Here is a 25,611-nt window from a genome sequence, read left to right as displayed (position 1 = left end):
ATACGCTGAACGCATGACAGATCAGCCGCGCCGCCGACTCGTGCTCGCCTCCCAGTCCCCCGCCCGGCTGGGCCTGCTGCGCCAGGCCGGGCTGGACCCCGAGGTGATCGTCAGCGGGGTCGACGAGGACGCCGTCAGCGCCCCCACCCCGGCCGAACTCGCCCTCGCGCTCGCCGAGGCCAAGGCCTCCGTCGTCGCCGCGAAGCCCGAGGTCAAGGGCGCGCTCGTGATCGGCTGCGACTCCGTGCTCGACCTCGACGGCGAGGCCCTCGGCAAGCCCGCCGACGCCGAGGAGGCCACCGCCCGCTGGAAGTCGATGCGCGGGCGGGCCGGGACGCTCCAGACCGGGCACTGCGTCTACGACACGACGAGCGGCCGGTACGTCTCGGCCACCGCGTCCACCGTCGTCCGCTTCGGCGAACCGACCGACGCCGAGGTCGCCGCGTACGTCGCCTCGGGCGAACCCCTTTACGTGGCAGGGGCGTTCACCCTCGACGGCCGCTCGGCACCGTTCATCGAGGGCATCGACGGCGACCACGGCAACGTGATCGGCATCAGCCTGCCGCTCGTTCGCCGCCTGCTGGCCCAACTGGGCGTCGGCATCACGGAGTTGTGGACGCCCTCAGAAGGATGATCTCGGAGGGATGACCTCGGCGGGATGACCTCGGGGGGATGATCAGGAGGGGCTGGGGGCGGCCGGCGGAGCGATCGGCCCCGGGCCCTCGCTCTCGCCCTGCTCTGGCTTCCCCTCGGACGGGGCCTCCAGGCGGTCGTACGTCATCAGGAGCAGGACGACCAGGGCGAGCACCACCACCATGGACACGAACGCTCCCGGGCCCACCAGGCCCCACGCGAACGCGCCCAGCAGGCCGTGCACGACCGCCACGCTGATCAGCAGGATGCGGCCGAAGCCGGCCGGGGCCCGGTCGCGCAGGGCGACGAGCAGGGCGACCACTCCGCACAGGGCGAAGTAGAGGCCGAAGACGATGCCGCCGACCTTCGAGGAGACGGACATCGCGTCCGGGTCGAGGCCGGCCAGGGACATGTCCTGGCGGTCGACGACGATCCCCAGGAACCAGTTCAGCGCGGCCACTCCGAGCGCCTCCACGAAGAGGACGAGCGCCAAGATCCATGCCACCGGCCTGCGCACCACCGGCCCCACCCACTTCCGACTACCGCTCGATCAAAAGCCTGGTTACCTCAAGTACGTTCGAGACAACCCGAACGCTACTAACGGGTAAACCGCGGGACAAGGGTTGTGTCGGGGGCAAAGAATCATTGGGCCGTTCGTAGGGACTCCACAAAGAAACGGCGTGGCACGCGGCACGCTCTCACAGAGACCTTGCCCACACCGGAGAGCTAGGGTTTCCACGAGGAGTCCTGCGTACCGAGGTGCGACAAGGGATTTCGCGGGTCGAGCAGGCCTCGCATCACGCTCCGTGTGGGCAAGCTCACCACTGGGGACGGGTCGATGCGCCGTGTCGGCAGTCCCTAAACTCGGCTTGTTTCAAGGAGGGAGCCTCAATCGTGCGCAAGGTGCTCATCGCCAATCGTGGCGAAATCGCTGTCCGCGTAGCCCGGGCCTGCCGGGACGCCGGGATCGCGAGCGTGGCCGTATACGCCGACCCGGACCGGGACGCTCTGCATGTCCGCGCCGCGGATGAGGCGTTCGCCCTGGGCGGTGACACACCGGCGAGCAGTTACCTGGACATCGGCAAGGTCCTGAACGCGGCCCGCGAGTCCGGTGCCGACGCCATCCACCCGGGCTACGGATTCCTGTCGGAGAACGCCGAGTTCGCCCAGGCGGTCCTCGACGCGGACCTGATCTGGATCGGCCCGCCGCCGCAGGCGATCCGGGACCTCGGTGACAAGGTCGCCGCCCGGCACATCGCCCAGCGCGCCGGTGCCCCGCTGGTGGCCGGCACCCCGGACCCGGTGTCCGGGTCGGACGAGGTCGTCGCGTTCGCCGAGCAGCACGGGCTGCCCATCGCGATCAAGGCCGCCTTCGGTGGCGGCGGTCGCGGGCTGAAGGTCGCCCGGACGCTCGAAGAGGTTCCCGAGCTGTACGACTCCGCGGTGCGCGAGGCGGTCGCCGCCTTCGGCCGCGGGGAGTGCTTCGTCGAGCGCTACCTCGACAAGCCCCGGCACGTGGAGACCCAGTGCCTGGCCGACACCCACGGCAACGTGGTCGTCGTGTCGACGCGTGACTGCTCGCTCCAGCGCCGGCACCAGAAGCTCGTCGAGGAGGCGCCCGCGCCGTTCCTCTCCGAGGCCCAGGTCGCCGAGCTGTACTCGTCGTCCAAGGCGATCCTCAAGGAGGCCGGCTACGTCGGCGCCGGGACCGTCGAGTTCCTCGTCGGCCAGGACGGCACGATCTCCTTCCTGGAGGTCAACACCCGCCTCCAGGTGGAGCACCCGGTCACCGAGGAGGTCGCCGGCATCGACCTCGTCCGCGAGATGTTCCGCATCGCCGACGGCGAGGAACTCGGCTACGGCGACCCCGAACTGCGCGGCCACTCCTTCGAGTTCCGCATCAACGGCGAGGACCCGGGCCGCGGCTTCCTGCCCGCGCCCGGCACCGTCACCACGTTCGCGGCGCCCACCGGCCCGGGCGTCCGCCTGGACGCCGGTGTCGAGTCGGGCTCGGTCATCGGCCCGGCGTGGGACTCGCTGCTGGCCAAGCTGATCGTCACCGGCGCGACCCGCGAGCAGGCGCTGCAGCGGGCCGCGCGTGCGCTGGACGAGTTCACCGTCGAGGGCATGGCCACGGCCATCCCGTTCCACCGCGCGGTCGTCAAGGACCCGGCGTTCGCCCCCGAACTCACCGGCTCCGCCGACCCGTTCACGGTCCACACCCGCTGGATCGAGACCGAGTTCGTCAACGAGATCAAGCCCTTCGCGGCCCCCACGGACGCCGAGGCGGACGAGGACGCGGACCGCGAGACGATCGTCGTCGAGGTCGGCGGCAAGCGCCTGGAGGTCTCCCTCCCGGTCTCGCTCGGCATGTCCCTGGCCCGCACCGGCCTCGCGGCGGGCGCCAAGCCGAAGCGCCGCGCGGCCAAGAAGTCCGGCCCCGTCGCCTCCGGCGACACCCTCGCCTCCCCGATGCAGGGCACGATCGTCAAGGTCGCGGTCGAGGAGGGCCAGGAGGTCAAGGAGGGCGACCTCATCGTCGTACTCGAGGCAATGAAGATGGAACAGCCGCTGAACGCGCACAAGTCCGGCACGATCAAGGGACTTGGCGCGGAGGTCGGTGCGTCCATCACATCCGGCGCGGCGATCTGCGAGATCAAGGACTGACCCCACCGCACGTCCAGAGGTGCCCGGCGGACAGGAACAGCCTGTCTTCGCCGGGCACTTCTGCAATCAACGCCTGGCATGCTGAGGGAACCAGTCGAGGAGGGCAGGTGGGAGCCATGGCCAAGCCGCCCGTCGGGCTGCGCGCGGATGCCCGTCGCAACTACGAGCGGCTGCTTGCCGAGGCCCGGGTGTGCTTTGCCGCGCACGGTACGGACGCGTCCCTGGAGGACGTGGCTCGGCGTGCGGGGGTCGGTATCGGCACGCTGTACCGGCACTTTCCCAATCGGCAGTCCCTGATGAGCGCGGTGTTCGAGGACGCGGCGAGTGAACTCCTGGCCCGTTCCCGGGAGTTGCTGTCTGCGCCGCAGCCGTGTGTGGCTCTGGTGACGTGGTTGCGGGAGATGGTGAGCCACGCGAGTGAGTACCGGGGGTTGTCTCGGACGCTGATGGCTGTCGCCTACGACGACTCGTCGGCGTTGGCCAGGTGCAGCGGGCCTATCCGGGAAGCGGGGGGTGCGTTGCTGGTCCGGGCGCAGGAGGCCGGTGATGTGCGTGGGGATGTCGAGATCGGCGACCTTCTCCAGCTGACCCATGCGATCGCTCTCGCGGCTGAGGGCAATCCTGGGGATCCTGAACTGGCGGACAGGTTGCTGACGTTGACGTTGCGCGGGTTGAAGCCGTAACGCGGGTTCGGTTTTCGGGTGCGGCGCCGTCGTGGCTGGTCGCGCAGTTCCCCGCGCCCCTAAAAACGGCCTCGCTTGAGCCGACCTGCTTTTAAGGGGCGCGGGGAACTGCGCGACCAGCCCCCACCGGGCCTGCACTCTAAAACCGGACCCTCGGTCAACGCCTTCGCAGGTCCGCCACCCTTGCCGCGCGCTCCCGCTCAGGAGACTCGCCGCCCAGCACACCCGCTGACCTCAACCCCGGCCCGCCGCCCGGTACTTGACCCCGTCGCGGTGCCGGGAGGGGGACGTCTCGGCGGCGTTGGTCCCGGGTCGGGGTCTGGTCACCCCCCTGGGCTCCCGAACCGCCCGCGACAGCGATCTGCACCCCCTGGTCGGCCAGCGCCTGCAACTCCGTGGCGGCGCGGTCGTCGTGGGCCGGGGGCTCGTCGGTGACGAGGCGGGTGATGACGTCCGTGGGCACGGTCTGGAACATGGTGTCCGTGCCGAGCTTGGTGTGGTCGGCCAGGACGACGACCTCGGCGGCCGCCTGGACGAGGGCCCGGTCGACGGACGCGGAGAGCATGTTGGACGTGGAGAGACCGCGTTCGGCGGTGAGGCCGCTTCCGGAGAGGAAGGCCCTCGACACCCGTAGGCCCTGGAGGGACTGCTCGGCCCCGCTGCCCACCAGCGCGTAGTTGGAACCGCGCAGAGTGCCCCCGGTCATGACGACCTCCACGCGGTTGGCATGGGCCAACGCCTGGGCCACAAGGAGGGAGTTGGTGACTACCGTCAGTCCGGGTACCCGGGCGAGCCGGCGGGCCAGCTCCTGGGTCGTGGTACCCGCCCCTACCACGATCGCTTCGCCCTCTTCGACGAAGCTCGCGGCGAGATCGGCGATGGCCGTCTTCTCGGCGGTCGCGAGATGCGATTTCTGCGGAAAGCCGGATTCTCGCGTGAACCCGCCCGGCAATACCGCACCGCCGTGCCGGCGGTCGAGGAGTCCTTCTGCCTCCAGTGCGCGCACGTCCCGCCGTACGGTCACTTCGGAGGTCTGGACGACGCGGGCGAGCTCACGGAGCGATACGGCCCCATTCGCTCGCACCATTTCGAGGATCAATTGGCGACGTTCTGCAGCGAACACGAAACTGACAGTAACCCCAACGACCGTCTGCTTTCAGGTGTTTGCGCCGAATAACGGAAGTTGTTCGTACAGCAGGACCGGAAGTGGTATAGGGCCTAGTCTCGCCGCCTATGCCGCCCGAATGGTCGGCAACTCCCCGTGACCAGCGGGGAGTCCGTTTCGGCTCAGACCTCGCCCGTCGCCTTCCGTGTGTGGAGCTGGCGGGCCACCTCGGCGATCGAGCCCGAAAGAGACGGGTAGACGGTGAAGGCGTTCGCGATCTGTTCGACCGTCAGGTTGTTGTCGACGGCGATCGAGATGGGGTGGATCAGTTCCGAGGCGCGGGGCGCCACGACCACACCGCCGACGATGATGCCGGTGCCGGGGCGGCAGAAGATCTTGACGAAGCCGTCGCGGATGCCCTGCATCTTCGCGCGCGGGTTGCGCAGGAGCGGGAGCTTGACGACGCGGGCGTCGATCTTGCCGCCGTCCACGTCGGCCTGGGAGTAGCCGACCGTGGCGATCTCGGGGTCGGTGAAGACGTTCGACGACACCGTCTTCAGGTTCAGCGGGGCCACCGCGTCGCCCAGGAAGTGGTACATGGCGATACGGCCCTGCATCGCGGCCACCGAGGCGAGCGCGAAGATGCCGGTCACGTCACCGGCGGCGTACACGCCCGGAGCGGTCGTACGGGAGACCTTGTCGGTCCAGATGTGGCCCGAGTCGCGGAGCCTGACGCCCGCCTCCTCCAGACCCATGCCCTCGGAGTTCGGGATGGCGCCGACGGCCATGAGGCAGTGCGAGCCGGTGATGACGCGGCCGTCGGCGAGGGTGACCTCCACCTTGTCGCCGACGCGCTTGGCGGACTGGGCGCGGGAGCGGGCCATGACGTTCATGCCGCGGCGGCGGAAGACGTCCTCGAGTACGGCGGCGGCGTCCGGGTCCTCGCCGGGCAGGACGCGGTCGCGGGAGGAGACGAGGGTGACCTTGGAGCCGAGGGCCTGGTAGGCGCCGGCGAACTCGGCGCCGGTGACGCCGGAGCCGACCACGATCAGCTCTTCGGGGAGTTCGGTCAGGTCGTAGACCTGGGTCCAGTTCAGGATGCGCTCGCCGTCCGGGCGGGCGTCGTCCAGCTCGCGGGGGTGGCCGCCGGTCGCGATGAGGACGGCGTCGGCGACGAGCGTCTCCTCGGTGCCGTCGGCCGCCTTCACGATCACCTTGCGGGAGCCGTCGATCGCCTGCATGCCGTCGAGCCGGCCCCGGCCGCGCATGACACGGGCGCCGGCCCGGGTCACGGAGGCGGTGATGTCGTGCGACTGGGCGAGCGCGAGGCGCTTCACACGGCGGTTGACCTTGCCGAGGTCCACGCCGACGACCCGGGCCGCCTGTTCCAGCGGTGGGGTGTCGTCGGCGACGATGATGCCGAGTTCCTCGTACGACGAGTCGAAGGTGGTCATCACCTCGGCCGTCGCGATAAGGGTCTTCGACGGGACGCAGTCGGTCAGCACCGACGCCCCGCCCAGACCGTCGCAGTCGACGACGGTCACCTCCGCGCCGAGCTGCGCTGCCACCAGCGCCGCTTCATAGCCGCCGGGTCCGCCACCGATGATCACGATCCGAGTCACGTACCCCATTGTCCCGCACGCTTCAAGGTGCTTCCGCCCGGGGGCACGGGGGGTCCCCGGAAGCCGGGGGCAAAACTAACCACCTTCACCTCGGATAGCCGGTTAGAAAAAGACACAGCCTGCGGAAGGTGCCCTGGGTGGCGGGCGGTGCTCGTGGCGGCGGTGCCGGTACCGCCGGTTACGGGAGTGACGGATGGTTTCGCTGCCGTACTCTCGAAGCATGTCGCTCTACGCCGCGTACGCCGGCAATCTCGACGCGCGGCTGATGACCCGCCGCGCCCCGCACTCGCCGTTGCGCGCCACGGGCTGGCTGAACGGGTGGCGGCTGACCTTCGGCGGCGAGCACATGGGCTGGGAGGGCGCGCTCGCGACGATCGTGGAGGCCCCGCGCTCCCAGGTCTTCGTCGCGCTGTACGAGATCGCGCCGCCCGACGAGGACTCCATGGACCGGTGGGAGGGCGTCGGCCTCGACGTCTACCGCCGGATGCGGGTGCGGGTGCACACGTTGGAGGGCGAGGAACCCGCTTGGGTGTACGTCCTCAACGGGTACGAGGGAGGGCTCCCGTCCGCCCGTTATCTCGGTGAGCTCGCCGATGCCGCCGAGTCGGCCGGCGCCCCGCACGACTATGTGATGGAGCTGCGGAAGCGGCCCTGCTGAGGGGTCTGCGCGGTTCCGCTGAGGGTTTCCCACACATAACGCCCGTCACAGGTCTCGTTGGAAACGACAAGACAACGATCGCCATCCCGTGCGCTCTGTCATCTACGCGCGTAGGCCCAGACCAGCTACGCTCATCCGCGTGAACGCATCTCTTCTTCCGGACGACATCCAGGGCGACCCCCATGCCGCCGCTGACGCCGCCGCCACGCGCCTGCGCGAACTGACGGGCGCCGAGACCCACGACGTCGCCCTCGTGATGGGCTCCGGCTGGGGACCGGCCGTCGACGCGCTCGGTGCACCCGAGGCCGACTTCCCCGTCACCGAGCTGCCCGGTTTCCCGCCGCCGGCCGTCGAGGGGCACGGCGGTCGCATCCGCTCGTACGGGATCGGTGACAAGCGCGCGCTGGTCTTTCTCGGGCGTACCCACTACTACGAGGGCCGCGGGGTCGCCGCCGTCGCGCACGGCGTACGTACCGCCGTCGCCGCCGGCTGCAAGACCATCGTGCTGACCAACGGCTGCGGGGGGCTCCGCGAGGGCATGCGCCCCGGCCAGCCCGTGCTGATCAGCGACCACATCAACCTCACCGCCACGTCGCCCATCGTCGGCGCCAACTTCGTCGACCTGACCGACCTGTACTCCCCCCGGCTGCGCGCCCTGTGCAAGGAGATCGACCCGGCGCTGGAGGAGGGTGTCTACGCCCAGTTCCCCGGGCCGCACTACGAGACTCCGGCCGAGATCCGCATGGCCCGGGTGATCGGGGCGGACCTGGTGGGCATGTCCACGGTGCTGGAAGCGATCGCCGCGCGCGAGGCCGGTGCGGAGGTGCTGGGTATCTCCCTGGTGACGAACCTCGCCGCGGGTATGACGGGCGAGCCCCTCAACCACGAGGAAGTCCTCCAGGCGGGCCGGGATTCCGCCACGCAGATGGGCTCACTGCTGGCCCAGGTCCTCGGCCGACTGTAGGCACCGAACCACTTTCCCACCCACCCACCCACCCGTTCGCCGTCGGCCAAGCAGCTGACGAACAACCACCACGAAAGGCTGCCCCGACGTGCACGACGACGAACTCATCGCGCGGGCCAGGACCTGGCTCGCCGAGGACCCCGACGCGGACACCCGTGACGAGCTCGCCAAGCTCATCGACGCCGGGGACGTCGCCGAGCTCGCCGAGCGCTTCAGCGGCACGCTTCAGTTCGGCACCGCCGGCCTGCGGGGCGAACTCGGCGCCGGGCCCATGCGGATGAACCGTGCGGTCGTCATCCGGGCCGCCGCCGGACTCGCCGCGTACCTGAAGGCGAACGGCCACGCCGACGGGACCGGAACCGTCGTCATCGGCTACGACGCCCGCCACAAGTCCGCCGACTTCGCCCGCGACACCGCCGCCGTGATGGTCGGCGCGGGCCTCAAGGCAGCCGTACTGCCCCGCCCCCTCCCCACCCCCGTACTCGCCTTCGCCATACGGCACTTGGGCGCGATCGCGGGCGTGGAGGTCACCGCCAGCCACAACCCGCCCCGGGACAACGGCTACAAGGTCTACCTCGGCGACGGCTCCCAGATCGTGCCCCCGGCCGACGCGGAGATCGCCGCCGAGATCGAGGCGGTCGCATCACTGAACGACGTACCACGCCCCACCACCGGCTGGGAAACCCTCGACGACGCCGTCCTCGACGCCTACCTCGCCCGCACCGACGCCGTCCTCGCCCCCGACTCCCCCCGCACCGCCCGCACCGTCTACACGGCGATGCACGGCGTCGGCAAGGACGTGCTGCTGGCCGCGTTCGCGCGGGCCGGTTTCCCCGCGCCCGTGCTCGTCGCCGAACAGGCCGAGCCCGACCCGGACTTCCCGACCGTCGCGTTCCCCAACCCGGAGGAGCCCGGCGCGATGGACCTCGCCTTCGCGCAGGCCCGCGCCACGGACCCCGACCTGATCATCGCCAACGACCCCGACGCCGACCGCTGCGCCGCGGCCGTGAAAGCAGACGGGGACTGGCGGATGCTCCGCGGCGACGAGGTCGGCTCACTCCTCGCCGCGCACCTCGTCCGACGCGGCGCCCAGGGCACCTTCGCCGAGTCGATCGTCTCCTCGTCCCTGCTGGGCCGTATCGCCGAGAAGGCGGGTCTCCCCTACGAGGAGACCCTCACCGGCTTCAAGTGGATCGCCCGGGTGGAGGGCCTGCGCTACGGCTATGAGGAAGCCCTCGGTTACTGCGTGGACCCGGACGGCGTGCGCGACAAGGACGGCATCACCGCCGCCCTCCTCATCACCGAGTTGGCGTCCGAACTCAAGGCCGAGGGGCGTGATCTGCTCGACCTCCTCGACGATCTCGCCGTCGAGCACGGTCTGCACGCCACCGACCAACTCTCCGTCCGCGTCGAGGACTTGACTGTCATCGCGGACGCCATGCGGCGGCTGCGCGAGCAACCCCCCACCGCGCTCGCCGGGTTGGCCGTCACCAAGGCCGAGGACCTGAACGAGGGGACCGACAAGCTGCCGCCCACGGACGGTCTGCGCTACACGCTCGACGGCGCCCGGGTCATCGTCCGGCCCAGCGGCACCGAGCCCAAACTGAAGTGCTACCTGGAGGTCGTGGTGCCGGTCGCCACGCACGCCGACCTCCCGGCCGCCCGGGCCCAGGCCGCCGAGACCCTCGCGACGATCAAGCAGGACCTGTCGGCGGCGGCCGGTATCTGAGACACCGGCACGTCAGCCCGGGACACGCATCAGGTAACTGAACCCCGTGTCCGGTCCCACACAGGACTGGAGGGTGAGGTCGCCCCAGTAGAGGCCCGCCGCCGGGACGCCCCGGCCCGGGGTGACGTAGTGGGCGTAGACCTTGTACGTCCAAGTCCCGCGCGGGGTACTGATGTTGACCCTGGTGCCGACGGGCAGCGTGGCGAAACGGTCGAAGCCGCAGTAGTCGTGGCCGACGATCACCACGGTCCGCAGCTCGTAGCCGTCCTCGGTGCCGATCGCGGGGCCCGTCCACTGCACGGCGTGCCGGCACGCGTCGACCTCCGCCTGGTCGCCCCGGACCACGGTCGAGGACCAGGTGCCGATCCGGATCGTGGTGGCAGTGGGGCGGCCGGTCGTCGCCGTGTCGGTGCCGGGGCCGGCGGACCTCGTGGGCGTACGGCGGGGAGCGGCGGACGGTTCCTTCCGGGAGAGGTCCGGGCCGGGTACCCGGACCTCGGAGGTGGACGGGACGGCCGGGGCCGATGCCGAAGCCGGTGTGCGGGGGCGCGGCGGGGCCGAGGAGGCCGTCGGGGCGGGCGCGGGCGGCACCGGTGGCGCGAGGGCGGCCGGGGCGGTCGTCGTGGCCGGCCGTCCGGCCGCCGTGCCCGCGGCCCGCGCCCCTGCCCCTGCCCCCGCCCCTGCCCCGCACCCGGCCACGAGCAGGACCGCCGCCGCCACGCCCACGAGCCGGCTCGCTCCCGGCCCTGCCGTCATCCGAACCGTCCGTTCACGTAGTCCGAAGTCCGTTCGTCCTGGGGCGAGTTGAACATCGCCTGGGTGTCTCCGTGTTCGACGATCACGCCCGGGGTGTTCTGCGAGGCGAGGAAGAAGGCGCAGCTGTCCGAGACGCGGGCGGCCTGCTGCATGTTGTGGGTGACGATGACGATCGTGACCTCGGACTTGAGCTCGGCGATGGTCTCCTCGATGCGCCGGGTGGAGGTCGGGTCGAGCGCCGAGCAGGGTTCGTCCATGAGGAGGACGCGGGGGCGTACCGCCAACGACCTTGCTATGCACAGGCGTTGCTGCTGGCCGCCGGAGAGCGCGCCGCCCGGCTGACGGAGGCGGTCCTTGACCTCCTTCCACAGGCCCGCCTTGATCAGGCACTCCTCGACCAGGTCGTCCTTGCCGTCGCGACTCGCCTTGATGGCGTTGAGCTTGAGGCCGGCGAGGACGTTGTCGTAGATCGACATGGCGGGGAAGGGGTTCGGCTTCTGGAAGACCATGCCGATCTGGCGGCGGGCATGGGTGATGCGGCGGCCGCGGTCGTAGATGTCCTCGTCGTCGAGCAGGACCCGGCCGGCCAGGGAGGCGGAGCCGATCAGTTCGTGCATGCGGTTGAGGATGCGGAGGAAGGTCGACTTGCCGCAGCCTGAGGGGCCGATGAGCGCGGTGACCTCGCGGGCGGGCATCGTGAGCGAGACCCGGTCGAGGACCTTGTGGTCGGCGAACCAGGCGGAGACGGAGTCGGCGCGCAGGCTCGCGGGGCCCTGACCGGAGAGGGACACCGGCCGTTGGATGAGTGTGTCGGTGAGGTCGGTGGACATGTGGTGAGGTCAACTCCCGTACGGGGTGAGGTGGTTCAGAGGAGGTTCGGCAGCAGGGAGACGATGGCCCCGGAGTCGGCGAGGCCCAGGGCGAGCAGCAGGGGGCCCGCGCAGATCCAGGTCTGCCAGCGGCCCCAGACCCGGTGGGCGACCACCGCGAGCAGGGCGGCGAGCAACAGGCCCTGGGACCACAGGAAGACACGGAGCCAGGCGCTGCCGTCGCCACCGAGTGCCTCTTCGGAGGCGGAGATCCAGCCGGCGCGCAGATCGCGCGGCGGGCTGGCCTGCACGGGGGTGATCAGCTTGGCGTCGACCCGCAGCACACCGCTCGGTGTGTACGGGCCTCCGGTGGCGGTGATCAGGGTGAGCCGGCCCTGTCCCTGACCGATGGGGGCGGGCAGCGGGTCGCCCGCGCGGCGGATGCCGGTGACCTCGTAGACGGCCTTGGTCTGGCCGGTGGTCAGCTCGACGGCCGTTCCGACGGGCAGGTTGTGCAGGTCGAGGAAGGGGCTGCCGTAGCCCCACTGGCGGCCCATGATCACCGACGTGCCGGCCTGGCCGGGCAGCGGGGTGTCCCGGCGGTGGCCCGGGCCCGACATCAGCACCTCGGAGGTGGTGCCCTCGGCGACGACCTCCTTGATGCCGAGCGCGGGGATGCGCAGCAGGGCGACGGGCGCGCCCGGCTTCAACATCCTTCCCTCGTAGTCGCGTTGGCCCACGGGGGCGGTGCCCAGGGCGAGTTCCTTGCGGAGTTCGTCGTACGCGGTCCGCTGGTTCCTGGCGTGCTGGAGGTGGCCGACGACGGTGAGGTTCGCGGCGAAGCCGAGGAGCACGGCGGCCAGGACGCACAGGGCCGCCCCGGCGAGTGCGAGCCCGGGGCGGGCGGGGGGCCGCGGGGTCTCCTGCCGCGGCTGCGTGGTCGGCGGGGGCGGTGGCGGGCCGTCGGCCGGCGCCGACGCGCCGGCCGTGGGCGGGGCGAGCGTGGTCACGGGGTGCGCTCCTCGAAGCGAGCGGGACGGTTTCCTACGTACGGCGTCTCGTGCGGTGGCCGGCGGGGCCGGGGGGGCGTGTCGGTGTACGCCCCCCCCGGCCCCAACCGCCTTGCCGGTCAGCGGTGTTGCGGGGTGTCGCCGGTGCCGAAGGTCAGCAGGCCCTTGCGGCGCATGTGCAGGACGAGCGCCGAGCCGGCGGCGAGGAACGCGAGGGAGGCCAGGCCGATCGCGCCGGCCTCGGTGCCGGTGGCCGCCATGGACCCGGTGCCCGAACCGGTTCCGGTGCCGCTGTCACCGCCCGTCGTGCCGCCCGTGTCCGAACCGCCGCCCGTGGAGCCGCCGGTGTCCGTGCCGCCGGAGGCCGAGTCGGACGCGCTCGGCGACGGGGACTCGCTGGAGTCGTCGCCGCCGGTCGTGAACGCGAAGGCGACACTGTGCCCGTCGGCCTTGTCCTCGGCGAGCGTCAGCGTGTGGTCGCCGTCGGCGATGTCGCTCGGCACGGTGAACGCGTAACTGTCCACGGTTCCGGCGGAGTTGGCCTTGGCGTCCGTGAAGGTCGCGTCGCTGTCGGCGAGGGTGACCTTGACCGCGGCGCTCGCGGTGTAGCCGCGGGCGGTGATCTTCACCTTCTGGCCGGCATCGAGGGCGGGATTCGTGCCGAGGTCGGTGCCGTCCTCGTCGGTCACGGTGAGGTCGGGGTCGTCGGTGACGGTGGGGCTCGGGCTGGAGGTCGCCACGTCGGTGCTGACGAAGGCGAAGGACCCGAACACGCCCGATTTCTCGGTGAAGTGGAGGCCGTGGTCGCCGTTGGGCAGGGCGTCGGGCACGGTGAACGCGTAGTCCGTGACGGCCCCGTCGGCGCCCGCGGTCACATCGGCGTAGGTCGCGTTGGAACCGGTGAGGGTCACGCCCACGGTGGCCCCCGGCGTGAAGCCCTGGACGGTGACCTTCACCTTCTGGCCGATGGACAGCGTGGGGTCGGCGGCGAGTGCCTTGCCGTCGGCATCCTTGGCGGAGATGGCGTAGTCGATGGTCGGGGTGACCGTGGCCTCGGAGGCGGCGTACGCGTCGGGGTCGGCGGGGGTGAACACCGCGCTGTACGTGGTGAGTCCGCCGATCGCCGGTGCCTTGACGGTGAGTTCGGCCTTGCCGTCCGCGACCGCCGCCGTACCGAGCGACGTGTCGCCGTTCTTGAACTCGACGGAGCCGGCCGCGGCCGGGGTCACCGCGGCGGTGAGCTTGAGGTCGCCGCCGACCTGGACGCCGGAGGCCGCGGTCAGGGCGAGGGACGTGGGCTGCTGTTCGAGCAGGGCCCAACTGGTGCCCGTGACCCGGACCTTGGCGAGGAAGCCGTCGGCGGTGGTGCCGCCGCCGCAGCCCAGGCCCAGGGTGTAGGTGCCGTCGAGGGATCCGTCGGGGATCCACACGCGCAGCGCCTGCTCCAGGCTCTTCGCGGTGGTCCCGGCCAGCGCCTTCATGTCCACGGTGAAGGGGGCCGTGCCGAGCGGGGGCTTGGTGACGCTCTGGGCGAGGTTGGTCTGCACGGCGGAGTCGGTCGGCTTGTACACCTTGAGGACGGCCGTGACCTGGGTGGTGTTCGGGCATCCCGCGCTCGATGTGACCGAGGTGGTCATGGGGTTGTCCGAGATGCTGCCGGTGGCCGGTGCCACCGTGAACTTGCCCAGTGTCGTGGCCGCTTGTGCCCGACCCGAGAAGGCGAGGACCCCGGCCAGAGCGGCGAACAGCAGCGCGCAGCAGCTCAACAGGGCCACTGGTGAACGGAGTTGTGCGAGACGGTGAGTCATGTGGTGGTCCCCCCACGGGGTTTCGGGTCGTGGATGAATACGCCGACAGGGCCGGGCACCCATGGGTGCCCGGCCGGTGCGCGGCTACTGGACGGTGCTCAGCTCTCGCCCTTGAGGGTCGTGCTGCCGCAGTCGGTGCCGAGGGCGCCGAAGCCGTAGTCGGTGATGGTGGAGGTGTTCTGGCAGACCGCGGAGCCGGTGCCCACGAAGGTGGCCGCGATCAGGGAGTCCGACAGCTTGGCGGTCGGGACGACGTTGTAGACGTTCCGCAGGTAGGGGAAGTCCAGGTTCAGCGTGAGGTCGTCGTTGCGCGCGGCCGTGCCGTTCACGGAGCCGAGCACGGCCGAGCCGCGGCGGTCGTCCGTGACCAGGGTCTCCTGGGCGGTGTACTGGGCCACCGAGTACGGGAAGATGTCACCGGCGCTGTCGACGGCCGAGCCGTCGTTCTCCTGGATCGTGGAGTTGGACGTGACGCAGGAGCCGGGGGCCGTCACACCGATGGAGCTGAGGAAGAAGGCCCGGGTGCCGGAGGCCGACTGCGGCAGGATCGGGGTCAGCGTGACGCCGTTGAGCGTGGTCAGGGTGCACTCGTAGATCGCCTTGAGCTGGGCGGTCGTCAGGTTGTCGGGCAGCGCGCTGCCGTCCTGCTTGACCCAGGACACCGCGTCCTTGGCGTACGGGATGAACGTCAGGTCCGTGGTGGTGGTGTTGTTCGGGCCGCGCGAGGAGCGGGCGAAGTCCACACAGCCGGTGGAGCCGTCGACGGCGGCGTTCAGGGCCGTGATGCCGGCGCCGGAGCCGTCGGGACGCGGGATCGTGCAGCTGCCGGTCGCCTTGGTCGTGATCGGGGTCGTGCCGGTGGCGTTCCACGAGGCGATGACCTTGCCGCTGCTGTTCGTGATCGCGTCGCCCAGGGCGTTCACGACGTCCTGGGTGGTGTCGGAGCCGACACCGGCGAGCTGACGGTAGTCGGTGGCCGAGCCGGGGTCCGCGTAGGCGGGGGCGGCCAGGGCTCCGAGGCCGAGGGCGACCGCTCCGACACCGGCACCGATACGCAGGCGGGTCTTGACGTTCACTTGGGTTCTCCTCCGTGGAAACGGATCGAGCAAAGGACGTACAAGCGGAAGACGTACAAGAAGAATCCGGATCTCTTTCGCCGCCGACCCGTCGGCCGGCCACGCAGAACAATTCCGTAGAATCGCGCCCCGGGACCACTAATTCCAGCCGGTCATCAGGTTACGACTCCCTTTCCTAAGTGACTCCAAGGGAATTCACTCGACGGTGTGCGGATTCCCCGGGGCGTGAATGCGCCCCGGGGAATCCGGACTCCCGGGAAACTCAGTCGGCGGCCGCCCGGCGGCGCGTCGAGAGGCGCAGCGCGACCGGGCCCGCGAGGGCGGCCGCGCCGCCGGCGACGAGGACGCCGAGCAGCACCCAGCGGACGATCCCGAGCACCTCCGACGGTGTGGCGCCGCCGGACTGGGCCACGTTCTGCCTGGCCGGGTCGGTCTCCGTCGGGGCGGTGGAGGGGTGGGCGGTGTCAGAGGCGTCGGCGGTGGCGCCCGAGGTGCTGCCCGCACCGGCGCCGGTGGCACCGCTGACGCCGCCGTCCGCGCCGCCGGACACCGAGCCGCCGCTGCCGGTGCCGCTGATGTCGTCACCGCCTCCGGAGGTACCGGTGGAGGACTCGTCGGCGTCCGGCACGCCCTTCTCCAGCCGGGCCGCCGCCTGCTGCGCCTGTGTACGCATGGCCGTGGGCAACGGGGCGTATCCGTACGGCAGTTGACCCTTCGCCGTGCCCTGGGTCTGGCCGTCCCCGGCCGCGTAGCGCATCACCCTGGCGTAGTCGAGGCGGGCGTCCTTGGCCTGGTCGAGGGAGGCCGCCGCGTAGACCACGGCGGTCAGCGGATAGGCGCCGTCCTTCATGCTGCCGGGGGCGGGCGCCTTGACGCCGGACACGTCGGAGTCGGGCATCTGGGCGACCGCCTTGAACAGGGAGTCGCTGGTGGGCTTGACGTACTGCCCGTCGGCGTTCGGCAGGGCAGCGGCGCCCAGCAGATAACGCACCGCGGACGCGTTGTCGACCAGGCCGAACTGGCGCTGCTGCGTGGGGATCGGGCGGTCGATCGCGGCCGGCTTCGTCGGGAGGGTGGTGAAATCGCAGTTGTACGCGGTGCCGATGGAGCCGCGGCGAATCTTCAGCGCCGCGTCGTGCATGTCGTTCATGTACGGGACCACGTCGAGCCCGGTGTACGTGAAATCGGGGTAGCCTCCCCCGCACTGGGTGGTCGTGGGCGTGAGATCAGTCTTCGGGAAGAAGTCCAGGGAATCCGAGAGCACCCCGTTCTCGTACGCGGGATTCACCTTCATTCCCCAGGGATCGGCCTTTCCGGCGATGAATTCCTTCGCGTCGCTGTCCGCCAGAATGTATTTCCACACCAGGTTGGCGGAGTCGGTGTTGTCCACGGCGACGGCCAGGCCCAAGGGGGTGTTGGCGGCCGCCTGTCCCGCGAGACTGGGATTGAGTTTGAGGAATTCCGGGTCCTTGACGAGGGAGTCAGGGTTGGCGGCGAGGTAGTCGGGCACCTTGTCGCCCGGCTTGATCAGGCTGAGGGGGTAGGACTGCGTGAGCACCTTGGCCAGCAGCCGCTGGTTGAGCTTGAGCTCGGTCAGCGGCACCGTGCCGCCCGTGACGTCGTACATCCAGACGAAGCCGATCGTCAGCCCGGTGACCGCGACCGGCGCGTGCACCACCTGGGGTCCCCCGTCGACCGGTTCGACGGGATCCACCGTCATGGCGAGCCCCGCCAGCGCGTCACCCGAGGTCACGGCGTCCCGGGCCTGCTGCTCGCCGGACTGGGTGTAGTTGAACCGGTAGGTGCCGGTCCGGCACAGCGCGCTCTGCCACGACGTGACGGCGTCGGTGGCCAGTTCGGAGCCCATGATCCCGCGCTCGGGCTTGCTCGGGTCGCAGTTGTCGGTGACGGGCGCGAAGTCGAGCCGGAACGCGATGCGTTGATCCCAGTTCGACTCGCTCAGCGAGGAGGAGACCGGGTCGCCCGACTTGTACGCACTCCCGCTCGCGTTGTGGGTACCGCGGGGCACCACCACCAGCCAGCAGGGCTCGATCGCGCCGGTCGCGATGGTGCGGGCTCCGCAGCCCAGGGCGGGTTGCTCCACGGCCGACTTCAGCTCGAACGACATGTCGCCGCCGCCGTCCCCGTCGTTCGGCAGGAACGCGACGGCGTTGGTGTCCCCGTCGTTGAAGTACGTGATGTCCGTGCCGCTCGTCGTCGGGTCGCCCTGCCCCTCGACCGGCCGGAACGGCGCGTAGTGGGTGCCGTTGTGGTCGACCGGGGTCGAGGACTCCGTCTCCTGCGGATCACCGAGGGAACCGCCGCCCTGGTACACGAACCGGCCGTTCCCCGCCTGCGTGCCGGACGCCAGTCCGTACTCGCACTGGGTACGGTCGGGCCCGGACGCCTCGTCGCCCCAACACTGCATGACCGAAAGGAAGTTGGAGTACGAGTTCTCGGACGGCGCCCCGCCCGTCCACGTCACCCGCACGCCCTGCCCGGTCAGGTCCTTCGTCTGATGCACGGTGACCTTGAGGTTCGAGAAGTCGTCGTACGGCCCCTTCGTCCCGCTCTCGGTCACCGCCGAGCTCTCGGCCGTGGCCGCCTGGGCCTGGTCCGCTCCCCGGGGCAGCGGCAGCACCGCCAGCACCAGGGCGGACACCAGACAGCCCACGCCCGCGGTCACCCGCCGTCGTGCCGTCAGCCGTCTCATCAGAACTCCCTCTTGCGGCGCGAGCGGGCGGCCAGCATCCGCGCGGTGAGCGGTGGTCCGACGACCACCGCGACGAGCAGGACGGCCGACAGGGCCATCAGGGCGCCGCGCATCCCGAGGCCGTTGTCGGAGGCGAGGGCGACCGGGTTGGCCACGACGGACGTGTCGCCGGTGCCGGCGCCGGTCCCGTCGCCGCTGACGACTTCGCCGGTGTCAGGGTCGATGGAGGCTCCGGAGGTGCCGCCGGACGCGGCGCTCGCGGTACCGCCGGACGCGCTGCCGCCGCCGGTGCCCGTACCGCCGGTGCCGCCGGTGGCGGAGGAACCGCCCGAAGTGGAGCCGCCCGACGTCGAGTTGGTGCCGCCGGAGGTGCTACCGCCGTTGGCCGCCGGCTTCACCGGGGTGTCGGTGCCCGCCGCGCCCGCCGTGCCGGTGGTGCACTGCGTCGACCCCTTCTTGTCGCAGGACTTGGGGTAAGGGGCGTTCTTCGTCAGGGTGTTGACGCCGCCGGAGAAGGTGGGGTTACGGCAGTCGTTGATGTTGATGGTGCTGGTGGGCGCGCCCGGGACCTTGCGGATCTGCTCGAAGCCCGCCTCGACGAGGTTCTTCGGCAGCGGCGAGTAGCCCAGGTCGTCCGCCTGCTGCTGTCCGTCGCACAGGAAGTAACGGGCAAAGGTGCCAAGGGAGTTGCCCTTGGCGGTGGTGAAGCCCGCCTCCACCTTCGTCGGCAGGATCATGTAGCTGTAGCTGGAGAGCGGGTAGGTGCGGGCGTCCGGGTTGGTGTAGACGTTGTCGAGGATCTGGGTGAGGTAGTTCGAGGACTGCTTGTTCTCGTTGATCTCGGCCTTGGTCAGCGCCACCGCCACGCTCGCCGCGGTCGGCTCGACGTAGTAGTTGTCCTTGTTGAGCACCTTGGCCACCGGGAAGCCGGTGTTCTTGGCGTAGGAGTACTCGACGTAGGTGATCGCGCCCTCGCCGGACGGCTGGCGGACATGGCCGGAGACGCCGAGCGAGCCGGACTTGGAGACCATCGTGGAGCCGCTGAGCAGCGGGTAGAACGAGGTCATGCCGCAGTTGCCGCTGCCGCGCCCGGTGCGGGAGCAGTAGTCGCTCCACAGGGCCGGGTACTCCTTGGACATCCAGGTGGTGAACTGCGCGCTGGTGCCCGAGCCGTCGGAGCGGACCACCGGGACGATCGCGCGGGCCGGCATGGTCAGGCCGGGGTTGTCGGCGGCGATCGCGGGGTCGTTCCAGCGGGTGATCTTGCCGGTGAAGATCTTGGTCAGTACGTCCCCGGAGAGCCGGAGGTTGGTGACCATCTTGCCGTTGATCTTGAGGTTGTACATGAACGCCGTACCGCCGGCCACGATCGGCATGTAGGCGTAGCCGCGGCTCGGCGGGACCTCGGTGACGCCCTGCTCCTTGAGGCCGTAGGGGATCTCGGAGACCGCGAAGTCGACGGTGTTGTTCTTGAACTGCTGGCGGCCCTGCGAGGAGCCGTTGGCCGAGAAGTTCACCGTCATGCCGTAGTTGGCCTTGACGTTGCGGACCCACTGCTGGACCGCGTTGGAGCTCCAGGTCGAGCCGGAGCCGGTGATCTTCGCGTACGAGGCGGCGGCCGCGGACGACGGTTGGGCGGCGAGCACGGCGCACAGCAGTGACAGCACGGTGGCCGCCAGACGGAATCGAGTGGCGGGTTTCACGACGAACTCCCGGGTTCGGTGAGGGCGTTGGGGCTCGGGATCGGCGAAGGGGTGGAGGCGCTGTCCGCCCGTCGGCCGTCGAAGCGACGCGCGTCACGTCGCGACGCGAGGACGCGCCGGTGTTCCTGACGGCGGCTCAACTGCCCTGGTCCGCGCCCGCCGACGATGCGCGCGGCGACGAACAGCAGCAGCACCAGCGTCATCAGCAGAGCGGCCGTGCCGAAACCGCGCGAAATCATGTTCGGCTCGGGCGACTTGACGTACTCGAAGGTGACCAGCGGCAGGGAGACCATCGGGTCGTGCAGCGGGTTGAGGTTGAGGTCGTTGGTGTAGCCCGCGGTCAGCAGCACCGGGGAGGTCTCGCCGATGCCGCGTGCGGTGCCGAGGATCACGGCGGTGGTCAGACCCGAGCGGCAGGTCGGCAGGACGACGTGCCACACCGTGCGCCAACGGCTCGTGCCCATCGCGTAACTGGCCTCGCGCAGGGTGCCGGGCACCAGCCGGATGACGACGTCGGCGGCGCGGATGATGATCGGCAGCATCATCACCGAGAGCGCGAGCCCGGCGGCGAGGCCCGACTGGCTCAGGCCGAGGCCCAGGATCACGGTGGCGTAGATGAACAGGCCGGCGACGATCGACGGCAGCGCGGTCATCGCCTCGACGATCGTGCGCACGAACCGGGCGTAGCCGCCGGGCACTTCGGTGAGGAACACCGCGCAGACCAGTCCGGCCGGGACGGTGATCAGCAGCGCGATGGTGATCATGATGAGGGTGCCGGCCGCCGCGTGCAGCGCCCCGCCGACGCTGAGCGGCTCCAGCGGTCCCGCCAGCTTCATGTCCTGGGTGAAGAAGTTCAGGTGCACCAGCGCCTTGCGGCCCTCGACCAGCGCGTACACGACGACGAACGCGAGGATCACGACCAGCAGCACGCCCATCGACCGGACGACCGCCGCCGCGATCCGGTCGACGATCGCTGGCCCGTCCTCGTCGAAGGAGACCAGCAGCGCGTAGACCAGCAGGAACAGGCCGTACGCCATGACGACGAAGCCGACCGCGCCGTTGAAGGGGAGCACCCAGGCGAACAGCAGCCAGGTCAGCGACAGCGCGGAGGCGGCGGCGCCGACGACGGCGTACGTGTCGGTGGCGCGCAGCCTGGTCAGGGCGCGGCGGCGCTCGCCGCCCGGCTCAGTGCCGCGCGCGGGGCCCGGCAGCGTGGTGCGCGGGCGGCCGGTCGCCTGACGCGCGCCGGGCGCTTCAGGGGCAACGGTCATGGTCGCTCATTCCTGTGTGGCGTACCGAGGTCGAGGAAACGGAGGAGGGCCGTCGTCAGGCGTCGCTCGTCGCGCCCGAGCGCGAGCGGGCGACGATGGAGGAGGCCGCGAAGTTGACGATCAGCGTCATGAGGAACAGCGCGAAACCGGCCGCCATCAGCGCGGACATGCCGAACTCGCTGGCCTCGCCGTAGTGCAGCGCGATCAGCGAGGCGATCGAGCTGGTGCCGGACTGCAGGACGTGCCACTGGATGTCGAAGGTCACCGAGATGATCATGAAGATGGCGATGGTCTCGCCGAGCGCCCGGCCGAGCCCGAGCATGGTGCCGCCGATCATCCCGCCGCGCCCGAAGGGCAGCACGACGCTGCGGATCATGCCCCAGCGGGTCGCGCCGAGCGCGTAGGCGCCCTCGCGCTCACCGGCGGGGGCCTGGGAGAAGACCTCGCGCATGATCGAGCAGACGATCGGCGCGATCATCATGCCGACGACGAGTCCCGCGATGAACGTCGAGGACGTGTAGAGGCTCTCCGGCGCCAACGGGTCGGCGGGGTCGGCGCCTTGGACGTCGAAGACGGGGATCCAGCCGAAGTAGGTGGAGATCCAGCGGGCGACCGGCAGCACCTTGTCCTGGAGGAAGAACACCCCCCACAGGCCGTAGACCACCGACGGTACGGCGGCCATCAGGTCGACGGTGCTGATCAGCGTCCGGCGCAGCCGGGCCGGGGCGTACTCCGAGATGTACAGCGCGGCGCCGGTGGCCAGCGGTACGGCGACCAGCACGGCGACGACCGCGATCAGCACGGTGCCGACGAGCACCGCCGCGATCCCGAAGTTCCCCTGGTCCGGCGCCCATTGGGCCGTGGTGAGAAAGGACCAGCCGGCCTTGTCCAGCGCCAGCCACGCCCGGTAGAGCAGGAAGCCGCCCACGAGCAGCATGACGGCCAGCACGAAGGTGCCGCCGGAGCGCAGCACCACCCGGAAGATCCGGTCGGGCAGACCCGGGTCGGCGTACAGGCGTCTCGGCACGTCGTCGCCGGGCCCGGCCGCGAGAGCGGTTGCGGGCTGCGGCTGTCTGGTTCGTCTCGGCACAGGCACGGCCCCGACGCTCCGGGCCCGCGATTGACATGCTCACCCCGAGGTGTGAACGAGAGGTTCCCTGGGGGCAACAACCGTTGCGGCCACCCCGCGCGCACCATGGCCAACTCGCCCAGGGGCAGTATCAGTTGATGAACTCGCTTGCGGGGCAAGCAAGTTGACCGGAAGTCAGCTACTGTCTCCGAATAACTCCGGCCCCGCACCCACCAGTTCGGGCAGCATCGCGCGGAAACGGTCGTAGGCGGCCCGGCACGTGGCATGCCGCTCGTACGTCCGCGCCGCACCGGCGAGATGCCGTCCCGACGTCTCCCACACGACCCACACCCAGCCGCCGCCCTCGGTGCTGTGCTGGATGCCGCCGCCCATCTCGGCGTGGCGCGCGCACAGCCGCACGAAGGCCGTACGACATCGCGCGTGGCTGTCGTGCGAGGTCAACGACACCGCCACCGCCCGCCCGTTGGGGGCGACCAGCCGCCAGCCGAACCCGCCCCGGCCGTCGATGTCGATCTGACATCTCATGCCCATCACCGCGACGGCAGGTCTTGCCGCCTCACCGGACCGCTCCATGTCCCCACCCCTGCCGCCCATTGATGAGTAAAACCCGCAGGTACGGCGCTATGGACGGCATCAGCAATCTACTGAGGCGGGAGTGAACGACACGAGACAAATGCGATGGCCCGGCCCACGCTTCATGTCGAAGTATCCCCTAGGTAACCCCTAGGACAGGCACAGGGAAAGCGCTCACCGCACGGTCTGGACAACGTTGCCAATAAGCGGACGGAAGCGGCGGCATGGGGGCACCGCCCCGCACAGTGGTCAGGACAGCCAGCGCGTGCCGAGCAACACGGTCCAGGCCAGGCCGAGAAGCACGGCGAAGGGCCACAACTGCCGCCCCCGCTCGCCCACTTCACTGTCCCCCGTGGGACGCAGGGCAGGATCGGCGATCATCGCGGAGAGTTCCGCGGCGAGGGCGTCGTAGGGATGGATCAGCCCGCGCCGGCGTTGCCACCAGGCCCAGCGGGGCGCGGCCATCGACCAGTCGTCGCCGTCGCGCACGCGCAGCTGCAGTTCGAAGGACTCCGTGCGGGCCGCCCGGAGGTCGTCCCAGGGGATGTGGCGCGGGGCGCGCAGCCGGTTCAGCCAGATGCCGGTGCGGTCGGCGGTGATGCGCCAGCGCAGCTTCACGGGGACGCGGACGGCGCACATCAGGCCGAAGAGGAGAAGCACGCCTCGGAACCAGAGGCTGTGGTCGATCCCCAGCAGGAAGTACCCCAGACACCACTGCGCGGTCAGGAAGCCCGCCAGCCAGTCCACCGGCCCCGCCCGCCAGCGCCGTACCGGCATCACGGTGGTCCCCGCCCGCACGGTCGCGGCCAGTTCCCCGTCCCGTGCCGCCCGGACCTCCGCCCGCACCGCCGCCCGCTCCTCCCGGGCGATCCGCCGCCGCGCGGCACCCGCAGCCAACGGCCGTACGGGCCCGGTCGACCACTCCGCGACCGGCGGCTCACCGGGCTCCTCCGCAGCGCTGACCAGCAGGATCTCGGCGCCGTCGTAGGGGGTGCCGTAGAGGACTGCTTCCCGGAGGGGGGCGCGGGCGCGGGTCTTCGCGGACGCGTCGAGGAGCTCCTCCAACTCCTCCACCTCCGCCTCGTCGTCCCCCTTCACCTTCCCCTTCTCCTCCCCCTTCTCCTCCGCTTCCGCCCTCGTCGCGACCGTGAACAGCGGCCGCAGCGCCTGCGTGTCGTCCGTCGCGTAGATCACGGCGTCCTCGTGCTCGTCCTTGCCGACGAGGACGCGCAGGACGGGTGCGGGTGCCGTGCGCAGCGCGGTCGCCCGGCGGCGGCCGAGGATCCCGGAGAGGAGCAGGGTGAGGGCCAGGCCGACGATGAACAAGCCCTCCTCCAGGGCCACTTGACGGTCGCTCGCCCCGCTCCACAGGCCTGAGGTGGCCAGCAGTACGACACCGGGTACGCCGATGCCGACCCCGAACTTGAGGAAGAGCCCGCCCCGCCGTACCCGCCCGTCGGCGTCCGGCAGCGGGGCCGTGACACCGCCGGCCGCCGCCAGGGCGCTGTGCCGCTGGCGGGCACGCGCGCGTGCGCGTAGCTCGGTGGCCGTGACGGAGGCCAGCACCAGCAGGGCGGCGCACACCAGGGCGGGCCACGACAGTTCGGGGGCCCGTACCGCGACCAGTGCGATCAGAACGGGCGCGGAGAACCGTACGACCTCGGGGCGCCACAGCCACCACAGGGCCTGGAGCGGCAGCAGTACGGTCAGTTCCGGGGGCAGGTCCGTCGTCGTCAGCAGGGCGAAGGCGACGAACAGGGCGCACCAGAGCGACAGTTCGACGGACCAGCGCCGGGGCCGGACCGGCGCCCACCACGGCACCGCCGCATCGGTCCACACGCGCGCGTGCTCCCCGTTCCAGTCCACGCACCCGTCGGGTATCGCGGAGGCGGGCAGCGCCGACGGCTCCCGGACGTTCGTGGTCATGACATCCCTGGGTGAGAGGTGTGGGCGGAGGCGGTGGGCGGCGCCCGTCCGGTCAGCCTGTCGCCAGCAGAATCGCCAGAAGCACCGCACCGGCGACCACCGGCCCGATCACCTCGTACGCCCAGCGCACGGTGACCTCGCCCTGTGCCGACTCCGCCTGCTCCCTGGTCTCCAGTAGCTCGCGCAGGTCGGCCATGATCTGGTCGGACTCCGCGCGCGCGGGCCCGCTCGGGGTGGCGCCGCCCCGCATGGCGCTGCCCGCGCCCATGCCGCCGCCGAACCCGCCGAGCCCGCCGCCGAAGCCCAGGGCGCCGGACCTGCCGCCGCGCCGCGCCCCCGCCGCCTCCGCCGCGGCCTTCGCCTCGCGCCGTGCCGCCTTCTTGCGGCCGCGCAGCGAGACCGGCACCGACCACAGCTGGAACTTGGCGCCCGCCTTCGTGACGACCTCGTTCGAGAACCCGGACCGCAGGCTGGCGATCTCACCCCACGGCAGCACGACGACCCGGAACGGGTTGCGGACGCGCAGCCGGTCCTGGTTGGCGTACACCGCCGGGCGGAGCGTGAACGCGGCGACCGCCGGGACGACGAGGATCAGGCCGGCCAGCGCGAGCCACGGGGTGCGGCCGTGGCCGGAGACCAGGGCGTCGATGCCGAGCCAGCAGGCGATGGCCAGCAGCAGGACACCGCCGATGAGGCCCGCGGGTGAGCGGTAGATCCGGTCTTTGGGCTCGGGGTGCGGGGTCGTCATGATGCCGATTGTGCCTCAGGGGTGCGCCTGCTCGCCGTTGGGGTTCTGTGCGTTTGCGACTGCGGGT

General features: G+C 70.9%; 21 protein-coding genes. 6 read left to right on the top strand and 15 right to left on the bottom strand.

Annotated elements, in window-relative coordinates; all coding sequences use genetic code 11:
* The first annotated feature begins 13 nt into the window (after positions 1-13).
* Positions 14-634, top strand: coding sequence for a nucleoside triphosphate pyrophosphatase (locus tag R2B38_RS26195; protein WP_318018425.1), 621 nt, complete (start codon positions 14-16; stop codon positions 632-634).
* A gap of 42 nt (positions 635-676) precedes the next feature.
* Here R2B38_RS26195 and R2B38_RS26190 read toward each other — a convergent pair whose 3' ends face one another.
* Positions 677-1,138, bottom strand: coding sequence for a hypothetical protein (locus tag R2B38_RS26190; RefSeq protein ID WP_318018424.1), 462 nt, complete (start codon positions 1,136-1,138; stop codon positions 677-679).
* Between the two features lie 389 nt (positions 1,139-1,527).
* Here R2B38_RS26190 and R2B38_RS26185 point away from each other — a divergent pair, with 389 nt between their 5' ends.
* Positions 1,528-3,300, top strand: coding sequence for an acetyl/propionyl/methylcrotonyl-CoA carboxylase subunit alpha (locus R2B38_RS26185; RefSeq protein ID WP_318018423.1), 1,773 nt, complete (start codon positions 1,528-1,530; stop codon positions 3,298-3,300).
* Positions 3,301-3,416: 116 nt separating this feature from the next.
* Positions 3,417-3,983 (top strand): TetR/AcrR family transcriptional regulator, encoded by a 567-nt coding sequence (locus R2B38_RS26180; protein WP_318018422.1) that lies wholly within the window; start codon positions 3,417-3,419, stop codon positions 3,981-3,983.
* A gap of 157 nt (positions 3,984-4,140) precedes the next feature.
* Here R2B38_RS26180 and R2B38_RS26175 read toward each other — a convergent pair whose 3' ends face one another.
* Positions 4,141-5,106: a DeoR/GlpR family DNA-binding transcription regulator gene (locus tag R2B38_RS26175; protein ID WP_078652370.1), complete on the bottom strand. Its 966-nt coding sequence runs from the start codon at positions 5,104-5,106 to the stop codon at positions 4,141-4,143.
* 164 nt (positions 5,107-5,270) lie between these two features.
* Complete coding sequence (locus R2B38_RS26170; protein ID WP_318018421.1) at positions 5,271-6,719, bottom strand: NAD(P)H-quinone dehydrogenase; 1,449 nt, start codon at positions 6,717-6,719, stop codon at positions 5,271-5,273.
* 211 nt (positions 6,720-6,930) lie between these two features.
* Between R2B38_RS26170 and R2B38_RS26165 the strand changes: the two genes are divergently transcribed.
* From R2B38_RS26165 to R2B38_RS26155, 3 genes are all read left to right on the top strand, one after another.
* Positions 6,931-7,368 carry a gamma-glutamylcyclotransferase gene (locus R2B38_RS26165; RefSeq protein ID WP_019055782.1) on the top strand — a complete coding sequence of 146 codons (438 nt, stop codon included), beginning with the start codon at positions 6,931-6,933 and terminating at the stop codon, positions 7,366-7,368.
* A 139-nt stretch (positions 7,369-7,507) separates the two neighbouring features.
* Entirely contained in the window at positions 7,508-8,332 is an 825-nt protein-coding gene (locus R2B38_RS26160) for a purine-nucleoside phosphorylase (RefSeq protein WP_318018420.1), read from the top strand.
* Between the two features lie 88 nt (positions 8,333-8,420).
* Positions 8,421-10,061, top strand: coding sequence for a phospho-sugar mutase (locus tag R2B38_RS26155; protein WP_318018419.1), 1,641 nt, complete (start codon positions 8,421-8,423; stop codon positions 10,059-10,061).
* A gap of 12 nt (positions 10,062-10,073) precedes the next feature.
* Here R2B38_RS26155 and R2B38_RS26150 read toward each other — a convergent pair whose 3' ends face one another.
* From R2B38_RS26150 to R2B38_RS26095, 12 genes are all read right to left on the bottom strand, one after another.
* Positions 10,074-10,817 (bottom strand): hypothetical protein, encoded by a 744-nt coding sequence (locus tag R2B38_RS26150; RefSeq protein WP_318018418.1) that lies wholly within the window; start codon positions 10,815-10,817, stop codon positions 10,074-10,076.
* Positions 10,814-11,647, bottom strand: coding sequence for a phosphate ABC transporter ATP-binding protein (locus R2B38_RS26145; RefSeq protein ID WP_033280225.1), 834 nt, complete (start codon positions 11,645-11,647; stop codon positions 10,814-10,816). Before R2B38_RS26145 ends, R2B38_RS26150 begins: the two co-directional genes overlap by 4 nt.
* Positions 11,648-11,682: 35 nt before the next feature.
* The gene (locus R2B38_RS26140; RefSeq protein ID WP_318018417.1) at positions 11,683-12,636 is read right to left on the bottom strand and encodes a class E sortase; all 954 of its coding nucleotides are present in this window, start codon (positions 12,634-12,636) and stop codon (positions 11,683-11,685) included.
* 119 nt (positions 12,637-12,755) lie between these two features.
* A complete protein-coding gene (locus R2B38_RS26135; RefSeq protein ID WP_318018416.1) occupies positions 12,756-14,444 on the bottom strand; it encodes a hypothetical protein in 1,689 nt (562 codons plus the stop codon).
* A 98-nt stretch (positions 14,445-14,542) separates the two neighbouring features.
* Positions 14,543-15,520 (bottom strand): substrate-binding domain-containing protein, encoded by a 978-nt coding sequence (locus tag R2B38_RS26130; RefSeq protein ID WP_318018415.1) that lies wholly within the window; start codon positions 15,518-15,520, stop codon positions 14,543-14,545.
* A 262-nt stretch (positions 15,521-15,782) separates the two neighbouring features.
* Positions 15,783-18,233 (bottom strand): hypothetical protein, encoded by a 2,451-nt coding sequence (locus R2B38_RS26125; protein WP_318018414.1) that lies wholly within the window; start codon positions 18,231-18,233, stop codon positions 15,783-15,785.
* Complete coding sequence (pstS, locus tag R2B38_RS26120) at positions 18,233-19,936, bottom strand: phosphate ABC transporter substrate-binding protein PstS (RefSeq protein WP_318018413.1); 1,704 nt, start codon at positions 19,934-19,936, stop codon at positions 18,233-18,235. The genes R2B38_RS26125 and pstS overlap by 1 nt, the downstream gene beginning before the upstream one ends.
* Positions 19,933-21,207, bottom strand: coding sequence for a phosphate ABC transporter permease PstA (pstA, locus tag R2B38_RS26115; RefSeq protein WP_318018412.1), 1,275 nt, complete (start codon positions 21,205-21,207; stop codon positions 19,933-19,935). Before pstA ends, pstS begins: the two co-directional genes overlap by 4 nt.
* Positions 21,208-21,262: 55 nt before the next feature.
* The gene (gene pstC, locus R2B38_RS26110) at positions 21,263-22,234 is read right to left on the bottom strand and encodes a phosphate ABC transporter permease subunit PstC (RefSeq protein ID WP_318018411.1); all 972 of its coding nucleotides are present in this window, start codon (positions 22,232-22,234) and stop codon (positions 21,263-21,265) included.
* 237 nt (positions 22,235-22,471) lie between these two features.
* On the bottom strand, positions 22,472-22,822 hold the full coding sequence (locus R2B38_RS26105) for a hypothetical protein (protein WP_158713371.1): 351 nt from the start codon (positions 22,820-22,822) through the stop codon (positions 22,472-22,474).
* Positions 22,823-23,119: 297 nt separating this feature from the next.
* Positions 23,120-24,796: a hypothetical protein gene (locus R2B38_RS26100; protein WP_318018410.1), complete on the bottom strand. Its 1,677-nt coding sequence runs from the start codon at positions 24,794-24,796 to the stop codon at positions 23,120-23,122.
* A gap of 52 nt (positions 24,797-24,848) precedes the next feature.
* Entirely contained in the window at positions 24,849-25,544 is a 696-nt protein-coding gene (locus R2B38_RS26095) for a PH domain-containing protein (RefSeq protein WP_318018409.1), read from the bottom strand.
* Positions 25,545-25,611 lie beyond the last annotated feature (67 nt).

Source organism: Streptomyces sp. N50, assembly GCF_033335955.1.
Lineage (GTDB): Bacteria > Actinomycetota > Actinomycetes > Streptomycetales > Streptomycetaceae > Streptomyces.
Note: the sequence above shows the minus strand (reverse complement) of the source record. Positions and strands in the feature narration are given on the sequence as shown.

Bases quoted from the DNA above. Each gene is read 5' to 3' on its own strand.
- R2B38_RS26195 (WP_318018425.1), top strand. From the start codon at position 14: ATGACAGATCAGCCGCGCCGCCGACTCGTGCTCGCCTCCCAGTCCCCC.
- R2B38_RS26180 (WP_318018422.1), top strand. From the start codon at position 3,417: ATGGCCAAGCCGCCCGTCGGGCTGCGCGCGGATGCCCGTCGCAACTAC.
- R2B38_RS26170 (WP_318018421.1), bottom strand. From the start codon at position 6,719: ATGGGGTACGTGACTCGGATCGTGATCATCGGTGGCGGACCCGGCGGC.
- R2B38_RS26165 (WP_019055782.1), top strand. From the start codon at position 6,931: ATGTCGCTCTACGCCGCGTACGCCGGCAATCTCGACGCGCGGCTGATG.
- R2B38_RS26150 (WP_318018418.1), bottom strand. From the start codon at position 10,817: ATGACGGCAGGGCCGGGAGCGAGCCGGCTCGTGGGCGTGGCGGCGGCG.
- R2B38_RS26145 (WP_033280225.1), bottom strand. From the start codon at position 11,647: ATGTCCACCGACCTCACCGACACACTCATCCAACGGCCGGTGTCCCTC.
- R2B38_RS26135 (WP_318018416.1), bottom strand. From the start codon at position 14,444: ATGACTCACCGTCTCGCACAACTCCGTTCACCAGTGGCCCTGTTGAGC.
- R2B38_RS26125 (WP_318018414.1), bottom strand. From the start codon at position 18,233: ATGAGACGGCTGACGGCACGACGGCGGGTGACCGCGGGCGTGGGCTGT.
- pstA (WP_318018412.1), bottom strand. From the start codon at position 21,207: ATGACCGTTGCCCCTGAAGCGCCCGGCGCGCGTCAGGCGACCGGCCGC.
- R2B38_RS26105 (WP_158713371.1), bottom strand. From the start codon at position 22,822: ATGAGATGTCAGATCGACATCGACGGCCGGGGCGGGTTCGGCTGGCGG.
- R2B38_RS26100 (WP_318018410.1), bottom strand. From the start codon at position 24,796: ATGACCACGAACGTCCGGGAGCCGTCGGCGCTGCCCGCCTCCGCGATA.
- R2B38_RS26095 (WP_318018409.1), bottom strand. From the start codon at position 25,544: ATGACGACCCCGCACCCCGAGCCCAAAGACCGGATCTACCGCTCACCC.